This window comes from Micromonospora sediminicola (genome assembly GCF_900089585.1).
Taxonomy (GTDB): Bacteria; Actinomycetota; Actinomycetes; order Mycobacteriales; family Micromonosporaceae; genus Micromonospora; species Micromonospora sediminicola.
The window spans coordinates 4,542,810-4,557,453 of the sequence record NZ_FLRH01000003.1 but is presented as its reverse complement, the minus strand read 5'-3'; the positions used below and the strand labels follow the sequence as shown (position 1 = coordinate 4,557,453).

General features: G+C 73.5%; 11 protein-coding genes. 8 read left to right on the top strand and 3 right to left on the bottom strand.

All coding sequences use genetic code 11. The features are described from left to right. Window positions 1-29: 29 nt before the first annotated feature. The 6 genes from GA0070622_RS21060 to GA0070622_RS21035 all read left to right on the top strand — a co-directional run bounded on the left by GA0070622_RS21060 (window position 30) and on the right by GA0070622_RS21035 (window position 8,211). Window positions 30-1,064, top strand: coding sequence for a hypothetical protein (locus GA0070622_RS21060; protein ID WP_245666468.1), 1,035 nt, complete (start codon window positions 30-32; stop codon window positions 1,062-1,064). Window positions 1,065-1,147: 83 nt separating this feature from the next. Next, window positions 1,148-2,710 carry a phenylacetate--CoA ligase family protein gene (locus GA0070622_RS21055; RefSeq protein ID WP_091577756.1) on the top strand — a complete coding sequence of 521 codons (1,563 nt, stop codon included), beginning with the start codon at window positions 1,148-1,150 and terminating at the stop codon, window positions 2,708-2,710. 3 nt (window positions 2,711-2,713) lie between these two features. Next, window positions 2,714-3,154 carry a DUF4188 domain-containing protein gene (locus GA0070622_RS21050; RefSeq protein WP_091576540.1) on the top strand — a complete coding sequence of 147 codons (441 nt, stop codon included), beginning with the start codon at window positions 2,714-2,716 and terminating at the stop codon, window positions 3,152-3,154. Continuing rightward, the gene (locus GA0070622_RS21045) at window positions 3,151-4,233 is read left to right on the top strand and encodes a GNAT family N-acetyltransferase (RefSeq protein ID WP_091576537.1); all 1,083 of its coding nucleotides are present in this window, start codon (window positions 3,151-3,153) and stop codon (window positions 4,231-4,233) included. The genes GA0070622_RS21050 and GA0070622_RS21045 overlap by 4 nt, the downstream gene beginning before the upstream one ends. 1 nt (window position 4,234) lies before the next feature. After that, window positions 4,235-5,242 (top strand): nitroreductase family protein, encoded by a 1,008-nt coding sequence (locus tag GA0070622_RS21040; RefSeq protein ID WP_091576534.1) that lies wholly within the window; start codon window positions 4,235-4,237, stop codon window positions 5,240-5,242. 164 nt (window positions 5,243-5,406) lie between these two features. Further along, window positions 5,407-8,211: a glycosyl hydrolase family 95 catalytic domain-containing protein gene (locus GA0070622_RS21035; RefSeq protein ID WP_091576531.1), complete on the top strand. Its 2,805-nt coding sequence runs from the start codon at window positions 5,407-5,409 to the stop codon at window positions 8,209-8,211. A 60-nt stretch (window positions 8,212-8,271) separates the two neighbouring features. Here GA0070622_RS21035 and GA0070622_RS21030 read toward each other — a convergent pair whose 3' ends face one another. Then, entirely contained in the window at window positions 8,272-8,985 is a 714-nt protein-coding gene (locus GA0070622_RS21030; protein WP_091576528.1) for a hypothetical protein, read from the bottom strand. 73 nt (window positions 8,986-9,058) lie between these two features. Here GA0070622_RS21030 and GA0070622_RS21025 point away from each other — a divergent pair, with 73 nt between their 5' ends. Then, window positions 9,059-9,886, top strand: coding sequence for a PIG-L family deacetylase (locus tag GA0070622_RS21025; protein WP_091576526.1), 828 nt, complete (start codon window positions 9,059-9,061; stop codon window positions 9,884-9,886). A gap of 23 nt (window positions 9,887-9,909) precedes the next feature. Here GA0070622_RS21025 and GA0070622_RS21020 read toward each other — a convergent pair whose 3' ends face one another. Together GA0070622_RS21020 and glnA are read right to left on the bottom strand one after the other, a co-directional pair. Then, entirely contained in the window at window positions 9,910-11,049 is a 1,140-nt protein-coding gene (locus GA0070622_RS21020; RefSeq protein ID WP_091577753.1) for a carboxylate-amine ligase, read from the bottom strand. Window positions 11,050-11,195: 146 nt separating this feature from the next. Next, entirely contained in the window at window positions 11,196-12,620 is a 1,425-nt protein-coding gene (gene glnA / locus GA0070622_RS21015; protein ID WP_091576523.1) for a type I glutamate--ammonia ligase, read from the bottom strand. Window positions 12,621-12,854: 234 nt separating this feature from the next. Between glnA and GA0070622_RS21010 the strand changes: the two genes are divergently transcribed. Beyond that, window positions 12,855-14,639: an N-acetylglutaminylglutamine amidotransferase gene (locus tag GA0070622_RS21010; RefSeq protein ID WP_091576521.1), complete on the top strand. Its 1,785-nt coding sequence runs from the start codon at window positions 12,855-12,857 to the stop codon at window positions 14,637-14,639. The last annotated feature ends 5 nt before the right edge of the window (window positions 14,640-14,644 follow it).

Genomic DNA, 14,644 nt, shown 5'->3' with positions numbered 1-14,644 from the left:
ATCCGGGGCGCGTGGGCGAGCATGGGCGGGTGGGACCCGGGACGAGGCTGCCGCTGCAGGGTGGGCTGCCGCCGGCCGACGCCCCCGCCGGTCCCGTGGTGGAGATCGCCTGCGACGAGTCCGGGTTCTCCGGCACCAACCTGCTCGACCCCGCCACCCCGGTGATCGCCCACGCGAGCGTCGACCTGACCGCCGTCGAGGCGACCGCACTGCTCACGTCCCTGCGTGCCGGGTTCCGGTTCTCCCCGCACGAGGTCAAGTCCCGGCAGTTCCTCCGCCGTCCGGAGTCCGTCGAGGCGCGGGACTGGTTCCTGGCGGCGCTGCGCGGGCGGGCGCACGTGCACCTGGTCGACAAGCAGGTCTTCCTGGCGACCCGGGTCGTCGACCTGCTGCTGGCCGAGCCGTCCTACGCGGCCGGCACCCGCCTCGCCCCGGCGGGCCGGGAAGCCGCCCTCGCCCTGCACCGCGCCGGACACGCGGCCGGCGCCGACTGGACCGCCTTCCTCGCCGCGTTCGTCGACATGCTCCGGACCAAGCGGCGGGACCGGGCCGGCGACGGCAGCGTGGACCGGTTCCTGCGGGCGCGGGACGCGCTGGCCCGGCACGCGCCCGCCGACGCCGTCCTCACCGGGCTCGACCGGGCCCGGGTGGCCGCCGTCCAGGCCCGCCTCTACGACGACGACCGGTCGATCCCGCCACCGCTGGAACCGCTGCTGCCGGCGCTGGCCGAGACCGTGCTGTCCTGGAGCGGCGGCGGCCGGCGGGTGCTGGTGGTCCACGACGAGCAGAGCGCGCTCACCGCCGACCGCCTGCGCCGCCTCCAGCGGGCCCTCGCCGACGGCACCGGACGACCGGTCGAGGAGTCGCCGCTGGCGGGCCTGGTGACGACCGACTCCCGGGACGACCCGCGGGTGCAGGTGGCCGACCTCCTGGCCGGGGTGGCGCGCCGGATGCCGGCGACGCCCGACACCGCCTTCGGCGCGGATCTGCTCGCGCTCGTCGAGGCCGACCTGCATGAGCTGCTCGGCGCGCCGGTGCGGCGCGACGGCGCGCCGACGACCTGACCGGCGGCTGGGTACGGGTACTCAGCACGATCACCGTCGCACGGCTCAGGCGCCGGCGACGCGGCGTCGACAGGATGCTGGGCATGGCCGAGACGCTGCACCGACCCGCCGTCCTGCGTACCGTCGAGACGCCGATGCCCGCCGTGGCCGCGCTGTCGCTCGTGGCCCGGGTGGTCGCGGCGCTGGTCCGGCTCGTCGGCCGCCGTCCGGCGGGCTGGCGGTGGCTGGCCCGGCACCACCACCCGCTGCTCGACGGGCTCGCCGAGGCGAACGCGCGGGCGACCTGTGTGCGGGCGGCCCGGCGGGTGCCGGCCTACCGGGCGTTCCTGCGGGCCCGCCCGGCCGGCGTCCGCCGCCGGCTGCGGGATTTCCCGGAGACCGACAAGCTCGGGTACGTGGTGGCGCACGCCGCCGCCGCGCGGTGCTGGCGGGGGCGACTGCCGCGACAGGGGGTGGTGGTCGACGAGTCGGCCGGGTCGTCGGGGCGGCCGTTCAACTGGCCGCGCGGCGAGCGGGAGCTGCGGGCGGTGCACCGGGACATCGCCGGCTACACCGGGCTGGCGTTCCCGATGCGCCGACCGTTCGTGATCAACGCGTACTCGATGGGGGCCTGGGCGACCGGGACCACGACCGGCGCGGCGATGGCCCGGATCGCGGTGGTGAAGAACACCGGCCCGGACCTCGGGAAGATCGTCGACACGCTGCGGGAGTTCGGCCCGGACTTCGACTACCTGGTCACCGCGTACCCGCCGTTCCTCAAGCACCTGCGGGACCGGCTGGACGCCGAGGACTTCCCCTGGTCGCGGTACCGGATCTTCGGCAGCTGCGGCGGGGAGGGGATGACCGAGGCGCTGCGCGACTACCTGGAGCAGCGGTTCGTGCGGGTGCGCTCGGCGTACGGCGCGTCGGACCTGACCATCGGCATCGGCGCGGAGACCCGGTTCACGGTCTGGCTGCGACGGCGCCTGCGCACCGACGCCGCGCTGCGCGCGGAGTTGCTCGGCCCCGGGGAGCAGCGGCTGCCGATGGTGTTCCAGTACAACCCGTTCGCCACCTGGCTGGAGACCAACGAGCGGCGGGAGCTGGTCTGCACCGTGACCGGCCCGCACGTGCTCCAGCCCCGGCTGCGCTACAACGTGGGCGACGAGGCGCTGCTGGTGCCGTACCGGCGGATCGTCGAGCTGGCGGCGGCCGACCCGGTGCGCCGGGCCGAGTTCCGCACCGCGGTGGCCGAGGAACGGATGACGCTGCCGGTGCTGCTGCTGTTCGGCCGCGCCGACTCCACGGTGTCCTACCTGGGCGCGAACCTCTACCCGCAGGACGTCGAGTACGGCCTGTACACCGGCAACCCGCACGCCGCCCAGATCAGCCGGTTCTGCCTGGCGTTGCACGAGGACGCGGCGCTGGAGACCCGGCCGGTGATCCACGTCGAGCTGCGCCGCCCGCTGGCCGCCGCGCAGCGCGCCGCGCTCGCCGACGCGTGCCGCGACGGGGTACGCCGACACCTGGCCTCGGTGTCGCGGGACTTCGCCCAGTCCCTGGTGGAGGATCCGGCCGCCGGGGACCTGCGGGTGGAGTTGCACGAGGCGGACCACGGCCCGTTCGCCGGCCAGCAGAAGCTCAAGAACGCCTACCTGGTGAGGTGACCCGTGCGTACCCGTGACTTCTCCCGCGCCCCGGCGCAGGCCCGCGCCGGCGCGATGTTCATCGGCGGCACCCGCTACGCGAACCCGCTGGTGCTGCTGCGGCTGGCCCCCGACTGGTTCCGGATGGTTAGGGACATGCGCCGGATGTCCGGCTACTGCTGGCACACCGTCTACTGGCAGTTCCCGCTCACGCTCGGCACGATCGCGTTCTTCACCGACCGGGACGCGATGCTGCGCTTCGCCCGCACCCGCCACCACCGGCGGCTGATGACGTGGCTGACCGACGGCACCCGCAACGCGACCGCCGGGTTCATCCGGCTCTACACCGCCTCCCCGGACGGCTACTCCAACGGGGCGTGGCGGGCCGAGGACGGCGCGATGGGCCACATCGACACCTTCACGCCGCTGGGCGCGGAGACGACCGGGCCGGCGGTACGCCGGTGAGCGGCCACCGGTTCGCGCGGGTCACCGACCGGCGTGGCCTGCGGGACTTCGTCGCCCTGACCGACCGGCTGTACGCGGGCGAGCCCCGCTACGTGCCGACCCCGCGCCAGCAGATCCGCCGCTGGTGGCGCGACGGCGTGCCGATGTACGTGTTGCGCGACGCCACCGGCACGGTGGTCGCCCGCACCACCCTGCACACCGACGCGGACCTGGACGCGAAGCTCGGCCGGCGGTGCCAGCTGTTCGGGCTGACCGAGTTCGCCGGGCCGGCCGCCGAGCCGCTGTTCGACGCGATCGCCGGGCACGCCGCCGCCGACCGGGACCTGCTGTTCGGGCCGGTGGCGCTGCTGCCCAACCAGGCCGGTGGGGTGATCACCTCCGGGTTCGACGACCGGGGGTTCGTGGACAGCGCCTGGAACCCGCCGGGCTACCCGGCCGCCTACGAGGCGTACGGGTTCACCCGTCGGTTCGTCTCCGACACCTGGATCTGTCCGGTCCCGGCGCCGGACGGGCCGCCGCCCGAGCCGGGCGTGCAGCCCGACGGCGCGCGGCTGGACCTGCACCGGGGGGACGTGCGGCGGTTGGACGCGCAGCTCGACCTGCTGCGCGGGATGCTGAACGACTCGTTCGCCCAGCTCGGCTACTACACGCCGATCTCGGCGGCGCAGTTGCGCCGGCAGACCGACGGACTGGCCCACCTGCTGGACGAGTCGCTGTTGCTCTACCTGACCCGGGACGGGCGGCCGGTGGCGTTCGTGCTCTGCCTGCCCGACATCAGCGAGTTCCTGGTCGCGGTGCGCGGCGACCTGCACCCGGTCAACCAGCTGCGGCTGCTGGCCACCCGTCGCCGGTACCGCCGGGAGGCGGTGCTGATCGTCAAGGGTGTGCTGCCGGAGTTCCAGGGGCGCGGTTACCAGCGGCTGCTCTCCGCGCATCTGCACCACCACCTGCGTGCCGGCGGCTACACGGCGCTGCGCAGCACCTACGTCGGGCGGGACAACCCGGCGTCGGCGGCCCAGTTCCGGCGGCTCGGCGGCCGGCCGCTGCACGGTTACACCTTCTACGCCCGGGAGCGCTGACATGGACCTCGCCGTGTTCCGCGCGCTGGAGCCGCTGTGCTGGCGGGCCCCCAGCGCGCACAACACCCAACCCTGGCGGCTGCGCTACGAGCGGTGGGCGGTTACCGTGGGCTGGGACCCGACCGACGCGCTGCCGGCCGGCGACCCGACCGGGCGGGACCTGCGGCTGTCGCTGGGCGCGTTCGTGGAGACCTGCCTGATCGTCGCCGCCGACGCGGGGCTGCGGCTGGACTGGGTCGCCGACCTCGACGCCGCCGACCGGCGGGTGGGCCGGCTGCGCCCGGCGCGGCACCCGTACCGGACGCCGTTCCGCACCCCGGAGGTGTGGGACCGGCGGACCGACCGGGGCCGGTTCACCGACGGGCCGGACGCCGACGTGATCGCGGCCGTGGACGCCGTCGCCCGTCGGTCCGGCGGCGCGGTCCACGTGGTCCCGGACGGGGGGCGGGTCGGCGCGTTGCTGCGCGCCGCCGACCGTCACGTGTACGGGGACCCGGCGGTCGTGGCGGAGCTGCGGCGGTGGCTGCGCCTCGATCCGGCTCGTCGGGACTACCGGGCGGACGGGCTGACCGACAGGTGTCTCGGGTTGTCCCGGCCGGCGGCCGTCGGGCTGCGGGCGGCACTGGCCGCGTACCCGGTGCTGCGGCCGCTGGGACTGCCGCGGGCGCTCGCCGCCGCCGGCGGTGACCCGCTGGCGCGTGGGGGAGCGTTGCTGGCGCTGGTCGCGCCGGCCGACCTGGACCCGGCCGGGCAGGTCGAGTTCGGACGGGTGCTGCTGCGGGTGTGGCTGACGGTGCAGGCGGCCGGGCTGGCGGCGCATCCGCTGAGCCAGCTCGTCGACGTCGCCGGCAGCCGCGACGCGCTCGGCGCGCTGCTGGACGTCGAGCCCGGGCGCATCCTGCACGTGACCCGGGTGGGCCGGCCGGTCGGTCCGGCGCCGCGGTCGGCCCGCCGGGTCGACCCGGGGGCAGGGGCGGCAACGTTCGCAGAACCCGTTCCCGCTCCTTGACGACCGGTGTTCTCATCCACGACAGTCCATATCAGCAGATGTGGCGCGCGTACGGGAGCTCGGGCGCAGACATCGGGCAGGTGAGCGTGAGGGGCGCGTGGGCAACGCCTGTTAGCGCTAACAGCGACCCCACCCGTCTCTGATCCGCGTGACCTGGAGAGACCATGTCCGAAGTGACCCGAAGGAACGTCATCAAGGCCGCGGCGGCCGGGAGCGGCGCCGCGCTGCTGCCGGCGGCCTGGACCGCCGCCGCCCGCGCCGGCTCGGCCGCGCCACCGGAGGCGCTGGCCGCCGACGACCTGGCCCTCTGGTACGACGAGCCGGCCGGCACCGACTGGCTCCGCGCGCTGCCGATCGGCAACGGGCGTCTCGGCGCGATGGTGTTCGGCAACATCGACACCGAACGGCTGCAGCTCAACGAGGACACCGTCTGGGCCGGCGGCCCCTACGACTCGGCCAACACCCGGGGCGCGGCCAACCTGGCCGAGATCCGGCGGCGGGTCTTCGCCGACCAGTGGACCTCGGCGCAGGACCTGATCAACCAGACCATGATGGGCAGCCCGGGTGGCCAGCTCGCCTACCAGACCGTGGGCAACCTCCGGCTCGCCTTCGGCTCGGCCGACGGGGCGACCCAGTACCGGCGGACCCTCGACCTCGCCACCGCCACGGTGACCACCACCTATGTGCGGGGCGGCGTACGGCACCAGCGGGAGGTCTTCGCCAGCGCGGCCGACCAGGTGATCGTGGTCCGGCTGACCGCCGACCGGGCCGACGCGATCACGTTCTCCGCCACGTTCGACAGTCCGCAGCGGACCACCGTGTCGAGCCCGGACGGCACGACCATCGGACTCGACGGCGTCTCCGGCTCCATGGAGGGCGTCACCGGCTCGGTGCGTTTCCTCGCCCTGGCCCACGCCGCCGCGACCGGTGGCACGGTCAGCAGCTCCGGCGGCACGCTGCGGGTCTCCGGCGCCACCAGCGTGACCATGCTGATCTCGATCGGCTCCAGCTACGTCAACTACCGCACCGTCAACGGGGACTACCAGGGCATCGCCCGCAACCGGCTCGCCGCCGCCCGGACCGTCGCCGTCGACCAGCTGCGCAGCCGCCACCTCGCCGACTACCAGGCGCTGTTCCGCCGCGTCAGCATCGACCTGGGACGCACCGCCGCGGCCGACCAACCGACCGACGTACGGATCGCCCAGCACGCGACCAGCGACGATCCGCAGTTCGCCGCGCTGCTGTTCCAGTACGGACGCTATCTGCTGATCTCCTGCTCCCGCCCGGGCACCCAGCCGGCCAACCTCCAGGGCATCTGGAACGACTCGCTGGCCCCGGCCTGGGACTCGAAATACACGATCAACGCCAACCTGCCGATGAACTACTGGCCGGCCGACACCACGAACCTGTCCGAGTGCTTCCTGCCCGTCTTCGACATGGTCAGGGACCTGGCGGTCACCGGGGCCCGGGTCGCGCAGGCGCAGTACGGGGCCGGCGGTTGGGTCACCCACCACAACACCGACGCCTGGCGGGGCGCCTCCGTCGTCGACGGCGCGCTGTGGGGCATGTGGCAGACCGGCGGCGCCTGGCTGAGCACCCTCATCTGGGACCACTACCTGTTCACCGGCGACCTCGGCTTCCTTTCGGCCAACTATCCGGCCCTGAAGGGCGCCGCCCAGTTCTTCCTCGACACCCTGGTCGCCCATCCGACGCTCAGTTACCTGGTGACGAACCCGTCGAACTCCCCGGAGCTGCCGCACCACGCGAACGCCAGCGTCTGCGCGGGACCCACGATGGACAACCAGATCCTGCGTGACCTGTTCGACGCCGCGGCCCGGGCCGGTGAGGTCCTCGGCGTCGACGCCACCTTCCGGTCCCAGGTGCGGACCGCCCGGGACCGGCTGCCGCCGAGCCGCGTCGGCTCCCGCGGCAACATCCAGGAATGGCTGGCCGACTGGGTGGAGACCGAGCGGACCCACCGGCACGTGTCCCACCTGTACGGCCTGCACCCCGGCAACCAGATCACCCGGCGGGGCACCCCGGCGTTGTACGAGGCCGCCCGGAAGACCCTGGAACTGAGGGGTGACGACGGCACGGGCTGGTCCCTCGCCTGGAAGATCAACTTTTGGGCGCGGCTGGAGGACGGCGCCCGCGCCCACAAGCTCCTGCGCGACCTGGTCCGCACCGACCGGCTGGCGCCGAACATGTTCGACCTGCACCCGCCGTTCCAGATCGACGGCAACTTCGGCGCCACCTCCGGCATCGCCGAGATGCTGCTGCACAGCCACACCGGCGAGCTGCACCTGCTGCCCGCGCTGCCGAGCGCCTGGCCCATCGGACGGGTGACCGGCCTGCGCGGCCGGGGCGGCTACACCGTCGGGCTCGCCTGGAGCAACGGCCAGGCCGACGAGATCGGCGTCCGCGCCGACCGGGACGGGACGCTGCGACTGCGGTCCCGGCTGTTCACCGGCAGCTTCGTGCTCGTCGACGCCGCCGACGGCAGCTCGCCGGCCACCACCCGGCCGGAGGCGGACGTCGTCCAGCTCACCGTCCGCGCCGGCCACACCTACCGCGCGACCCGTCCCGGCGTGACGCCGTCGCCCACCCTCACCCCCACGCCGAGTACGCCGCCGACGCCGACGCCGACCACCAGTTCGCCGGCGCCCTCGGGCGCCCGGGCGACGTACGCGGTGACCGGCTCGTGGTCGGGTGGCTTCCAGGGCGAGGTCACCGTCACCGCCGGCGCGACCGCGATCCGCGGCTGGACGGTCTCCTGGACGTTCCGGAACGGCCAGGTCGTCAACCAGATCTGGGGCGGCACGCACAGCCAGAGCGGCGCGAACGTGACGGTGCGCAACGTCGACTACAACGGCGCGTTGGCGGCCGGCGCGTCCACCACCTTCGGCTTCATCGGGTCGGCGAACGGGGCCAACGACCCGCCGACGTCCCTGACCGTCACCACCACCTGACCGGGGCGGGACGCGCCGACCGCAGCGGCCGGCGCGTCCCGTCCCTCCGGCGGACGGCGGTCAGGCCAGCAGCGTCTCGCGCAGTCGCGCGCCCGGGTTGATCCGGCCCACGACGTGCGGCCCGGCCGGGTCGTGGACGTCGACGGTGTGGTTGCGGCGCATCATCTCCCGCACCGCCGGCGGCAGTCGGGGCGGGTCGTCCATCGCGGCGAGGACCCGCGCGGCGGTGCCCGTCAGCCGTTCCACCAGGGCGACGCTGTCGGTGTCCACCCGCACCCGGCCGAACTCCCACCCGGCCGTGGTGAGGTCGAGCACCTCGAACAGGCGCACCACGAACGGCTGCGGGTCGGTCACCCGGTCGAGGCGGTCCGCCCGGGCGCCGACCACCGTGACGGCGGCGGACACCTGCGCGTACGGGTGCAGCCCGCTCGGCAGGGCGCCCAGCGGCCAGCGCAGCGCCGGACCGGCCTCCTTCCACAGGGGCCGGTAGTTGCGTCGGTGCACCAGCAGCCGCCGGCCGGTGCGCCGGAACACCTCCTGCGCCTGGAACTGGAGGTCGGCGTGGGCCTCCTCGGCGGCCTCGCACACGATCCCTGCGGCCACCACCAGACCGTCGTCGTCGGACAGCAACCGGGTGATCGCGTCGACCTGGTCGGGGAACCGGACCCGCGCGTGCGCGCCGTAGGAGTGCCGGACGTCCCGCAGCAAGGCCTGCTGACGCCCGGGGTCCAGGTCGACCCGATCGCCACCGAGCAACCGCCGGAGCCAACCCATCGCGCCTCGCTTCCGTCGCCGTCTGCGGACCGGGCAATGCTAGTTCGTCGGTTCCTGCTCGTATGGTGACGGGGTGGCTGAGCGATCTTTGACCCTGATGGCGGTGCACGCGCACCCCGACGACGAGGCGACCAGCACCGGCGGCGTCCTCGCCCGCTACGCGGCGGAGGGCGTCACGACGGTGCTCGTGACGTGCACCGACGGGCGGTGCGGCGACGGACCCGACGGCGTCAAGCCGGGCGAGGACGGACACGACCCGCAGTCCGTGGTGGCGATGCGCCGCGCCGAGCTGGCGGCCAGTTGCGAGGCGTTGAAGGTGACCCACCTGGAGACGCTCGACTACGCCGACTCGGGGATGATGGGCTGGGCGACGAACGAGGCGCCCGGCGCGTTCTGGAACACGCCGGTGGACGAGGCGGCCGACCGGCTGGCCGAGCTGATCCGGCGCTACCGCCCCGACGTCGTGGTCACCTACGACGAGAACGGCTTCTACGGCCACCCCGACCACATCCAGGCCCACCGGATCACGATGGCCGCGGTCGAGCGCACCGACATCCCGGCCAAGGTCTACTGGACCACCGTGCCGCGCAGCGCGTTCCGGGAGTTCGGCAAGGTGATGCAGGAGATCGGGGTCGAGTTCCCCGAGCCGGACGCCACCGACGAGATGCCGGCGCTGGGCCTGCCGGATGACGAGATCACCACCTGGGTGGACACCCGCGCCCACGGCGGGCAGAAGTTCGCCTCGCTGGCCGCGCACGCCAGCCAGGCGGAGAACATCTTCTTCCTGCGCCTGGGGCAGGAGCGGTTCACCGAGCTGATGGGGATGGAGACGTTCGTCCGGGTCCGTGACCGCACCGGCGCGTCCACCCCGGAGGACGACCTCTTCGCCGGCCTGCGCTGACGACGCGGTGCGGGCCACCGCCGTCAGTCCGCGGTGGTCTGCGCGGCCAGGTGGTCGAGCACCACACGGACGTCCCCGCCGGTGTCGGCCATGATCCGTCGTTGCCGGGTGGCCCCGGTGCCGTCGCGGCGGACCCGGTCCACCTCGCGCAGGATCAGGTCCCGGTCCCCGTGCCGGGTGAGCGCGGGCGCGACGACGACGAGCAGGTCGTCGACGAGGTCCCAGGCCGGCCGGGGGCGGCCGGTGCGCAGGTCGACCAGCTCACCGTCGACGCCGTCGTGGGCGGCCCGCCAGTGCGCGGCGGCGACCAGGCAGTCGCGGATGCGGGGGGCCGGCACGCCGGCGCCCACCTCGTCGATCATCGTGGCGACCAGGGCCCGGACCAGTCCGGCGACCAGGACGGTGTCGTCGACCGTCGGGCAGACGTCGCCGACGCGGACCTCCACCGTCGGGTAGGAGGCGGACGGCCGGGCGTACCAGTAAACCATCGCGGCGTCGAGCATGATCCCGGCGGTGATCAGGTCCCGCACGGTGGCGTCGTAGTCGGCGGCGGAGTCGAAGTGCGGCGTGGGCCCGATGCTCGGCCAGCGTTCCAGCTGCATCGACCGCCAGCTCGCGTGTCCGGTGTCGCGCCCGTCGTGCAGCGGGGAGTTCGTGGTGAGCGCCTGCACCACCGGCAGCCACGGCCGCAGGTGGTTGCAGACCTGCACGGCGAGTTCCCGGTCGGGCACGCCGACGTGGACGTGGCAGCCGCAGACCGCCGGGTCGTGGGCGACCGGACCGAACCGGCGGGACATGTCGTGGTAGCGCTGCTCGTCCGGCACGGTGCGGTGGGCCTCGCAGACCGGGGTGGCGCCGACGGCGACCAGTCGCGCGCCGACGGCCTCGGCCGCGCGGGCGGCGGCGCGGCGCAGCGCGACCAGGTGGTCCCGCAGCCGTGCCAGGTCGGGGCTGACCGGGGTCACCATCTCCACCATGCTGTGCCGGAACTCCTGCCGGCTCTGCTGCCTGGCGGTCCCGGACAGCGCGTCGCGGACCCGGTCGGCGACCGGCATGCTCTCCCCGGTCTCCGGGTCCAGCAGCAGGAACTCCTCCTCGACCCCGACGGTGAGGGTGGCGGGGATCGCCGGGGCGGAGGTGGCGGTGGCGGGCCGCCGCCTCATCGACGGCTCCACCGGAGTGCGGGTCCGGTCGGTGCGTCGTCGCGCGGCGGGGCCATGCCTCGACGGTACGAGTCCGGGTGCCCGCCGGATGCGGTTTCCCCGCAGCGCCGCCCCCACGTGCGACACGCGGGGGCGGCGGGCCGGGATCAGCAGTCGAAGTAGAGCGCGAACTCGTGCGGGGTGGGCCGCAGGCGCACCGGGTCGACCTCGTTGGCGTTCTTCCAGTCGATCCAGGTGGAGATCAGGTCGTCGGTGAACACGCCACCGTCGAGCAGGTAGTCGTGGTCCTGGGCGAGCGCCTCCAGCGCGTGCGGCAGGGAGCCGGGGACCTGCTTGACGTCGCCCCACTCCTCCGGCGGGAGGTCGTAGAGGTCCTTGTCGATCGGGGCCGGCGGCTCGATCTTGCTCTTGATGCCGTCCAGGCCGGCCATCATCATCGCGGAGAAGGCGAGGTAGACGTTGGCCGACGGGTCGGGGACGCGGAACTCGACGCGCTTGGCCTTGGGGTTGCTGCCGGTGACCGGGATGCGGGTGCAGGCGGAGCGGTTGCGCTGGGAGTAGACCAGGTTGACCGGGGCCTCGAAGCCGGGCACCAGTCGCCGGTACGAATTGATCGTCGGGTTGGTGAACGCCAGCAGCGAGGGCGCGTGGTGCAGCAGGCCGCCGATGTACCAGCGGGCGGTGTCGGACAGGCCGGCGTAGCCGGTCTCGTCGTAGAACAGCGGTTCGCCGTTGCGCCAGAGGCTCTGGTGGGTGTGCATGCCGGAGCCGTTGTCACCGAACAAGGGCTTGGGCATGAACGTCGCCGTCTTGCCGTGCGCCCACGCCTCGTTCTTGATCAGGTACTTGAAGAGTTGGAGCTGGTCGGCCGAGTGCAGCAGCGTGGAGAACTTGTAGTTGATCTCGGACTGGCCACCCGTGCCGACCTCGTGGTGCGAGCGCTCCACCGTGAAACCGGCGTCGACCATCCGGCGGACCATGCTGTCGCGCAGGTCGGCGTAGTGGTCCACGGGCGGGACCGGGAAGTAGCCGCCCTTGTAGGCGGTCTTGTAGCCGCGGTTGCCGCCCTCCTCGACCCGGCCGGTGTTCCAGGCGCCCTCGATCGAGTCGATGTAGTAGAACGACTGGTGCGCGGAGGTCTCGTGGCGGATCGAGTCGAAGATGTAGAACTCGGCCTCGGCGCCGAAGTAGGCCGTGTCCGCGATGCCGCTGGCCGCCAGGTAGGCCTCGGCCTTCTTCGCCACGTTGCGCGGGTCCCGCGAGTAGGCCTCCCGGGTGAACGGGTCGTGCACGAAGAAGTTCAACGCGACCGTCTTCTGCGCCCGGAACGGGTCGACGAAGGCGGTCGACACGTCCGGCAGCAGCAGCATGTCCGACTCGTGGATCGACTGGAAGCCGCGGATCGACGAGCCGTCGAACGCGAGGCCGTCGGTGAAGACGCTGTCGTCGAAGGACTCGACCGGCAGGTTGAAGTGCTGCATCACGCCGGGCAGGTCACAGAAACGTACGTCGACGAACTTCACGTCCTCATCGCTGAGGTAACGCAGGAGTTCCTCGGAATTGGCGAACACACGTCCTCCTGGCAGGCGTTGTTGATCATGGCCACGTCCCGTGGCCGGACCGCCCGGGGACATGGCCCGTACCGCCACCGTACGACGGTCCGCCCGTTCCGGCTCGCCAACCGCCCATCCCGGGTTTCCTCCGTCACAGGCCGGGTAGACGGCGGACCCGGCGAACCGCCCGGGGGACGGCGCGGCGGGAGGTGTGCCTGGTGGGTGCTCCGCGACTGACCGGCGGCCGCTGAGATGTGCGGGATCAGCGGCGAGGCCCGCTTCGACGGCGCCACCCCCGACGCGGCCGCGGTGACCCGGATGACCGAGGCCATGCGCTCGCGCGGCCCGGACGGTGAAGGACTCTGGAGCGACGGCTGGGTGACCCTCGGGCACCGCCGGCTGACCGTCATCGACCTGTCCGAGGCCGGCGGCCAACCCATGGTCCGGGAGGACCTCGGCCTGGCCCTGGTCTTCAACGGCTGCGTCTACAACTACCCGGAACTGCGCGAGGAGCTGCGGGCGGCCGGGCACACGTTCCACAGCACCAGCGACACCGAGGTGATCCTGGTGGCGTACGCGCAGTGGGGTGAGCGGTTCGTCGACCACCTGGTCGGGATGTTCGCGGTCGCGCTCGTCGACCGGCGGCGGCGCCGGCTGGTGCTGGCCCGGGACCGGCTGGGCATCAAGCCGCTCTACCTCGCCGAGTCACCCGGCCGGCTGCGTTTCGCCTCCACGCTGCCGGCGCTGCTCGCCGCCGGCGACGTGGACACCGGCATCGACCGGGTCGCGCTGCACCACTACCTGTCCTGGCACTCGATCGTGCCGGCGCCGCGCACGATCCTGCGCGGGGTGCGCAAACTGCCCCCGGCCACCGTCCGGGTGGTGGAGTCCGACGGGCGCAGCCGCGAGCACGTCTACTGGCGGCCCGAGTACCGGCGCGACCCGGCCCACGCCGGCATGGACGCCCGCGACTGGCGGGCCGCGGTCGGGGACGCGCTGCGCACCGCCGTACGCCGGCGGCTGGTCGCCGACGTGCCGGTCGGGGTGCTCCTCTCCGGCGGGCTCGACTCCAGCATGATCGTCGCGTTGCTCGACGGGGCCGGGCAGCACCACCTCCAGACGTTCAGCATCGGCTTCGACAGCCGGGGCGACGAGTCCGGCGACGAGTTCCACTACTCCGACCTGGTCGCCCGCACGTTCGACACCGACCACCACCGCATCCGGCTCGCCGACGGCGACCTCGGCCCGGCCGTACGGGCCACCGTGACGGCGATGACCGAACCGATGGGCAGCCACGACGTGGTGGCGTTCCACCTGCTCTCCGAGCAGGTCGCCCGGCACGTGAAGGTGGCACAGTCCGGGCAGGGCGCCGACGAGGTCTTCGCCGGCTACGGCTACCACCACCGGCTCGCCGACGCGGCCCGGGCGGACGCGGCCGCCGAGTTCACCGCCGCGTTCTTCGACCGGGACCACGCCGAGCTGAACCGGGTGGTCGACCCGGCGTACGCCTGCGACCGGGACGCCAGCGGCGAGCTGGTCGCCGCGGAGCTGGCCGCGCCCGGCGCGCAGACCGCGGTGGACGCGGTGCTGCGCCTGGACACCCACCTGATGCTTCCGGACGACCCGGTGAAGCGGGTGGACAGCATGAGCATGGCCTGGGGGCTGGAGGTGCGCACCCCGTTCCTCGACCAGGACCTGGTGACGTTGGCCGCGGCCTGTCCACCCGAGCACAAGCTGGCCCAGGGCGGCAAGGGGGTGCTCAAGGACGTGGCCCGCGAGGTGCTGCCGCCCGAGGTGATCGACCGGCCCAAGGGCTACTTCCCGGTGCCGGCGCTGCGCAACGTCGACGGTCCCGTGCGAGAGTTGGTGGTCGAGGCCCTGCACGCGCCCGAGGCGCGCCGGCGTGGCCTGTTCCGCCGCGCGTACGTCGACGAGCTGCTCACCGAGCCGGACCGGGCCCAGGCCGCCGCCGGCAGCAACAAGCTGTGGCAACTTGGCCTGCTGGAACTGTGGTTGCAGTCCCAGGGCGTGAGCTGACCCGA

Bases quoted from the DNA above. Each gene is read 5' to 3' on its own strand.
- GA0070622_RS21040 (WP_091576534.1), top strand. From the start codon at position 4,235: ATGGACCTCGCCGTGTTCCGCGCGCTGGAGCCGCTGTGCTGGCGGGCC.
- GA0070622_RS21010 (WP_091576521.1), top strand. From the start codon at position 12,855: ATGTGCGGGATCAGCGGCGAGGCCCGCTTCGACGGCGCCACCCCCGAC.
- GA0070622_RS21020 (WP_091577753.1), bottom strand. From the start codon at position 11,049: ATGAGGCGGCGGCCCGCCACCGCCACCTCCGCCCCGGCGATCCCCGCC.
- GA0070622_RS21035 (WP_091576531.1), top strand. From the start codon at position 5,407: ATGTCCGAAGTGACCCGAAGGAACGTCATCAAGGCCGCGGCGGCCGGG.
- GA0070622_RS21055 (WP_091577756.1), top strand. From the start codon at position 1,148: ATGGCCGAGACGCTGCACCGACCCGCCGTCCTGCGTACCGTCGAGACG.
- GA0070622_RS21030 (WP_091576528.1), bottom strand. From the start codon at position 8,985: ATGGGTTGGCTCCGGCGGTTGCTCGGTGGCGATCGGGTCGACCTGGAC.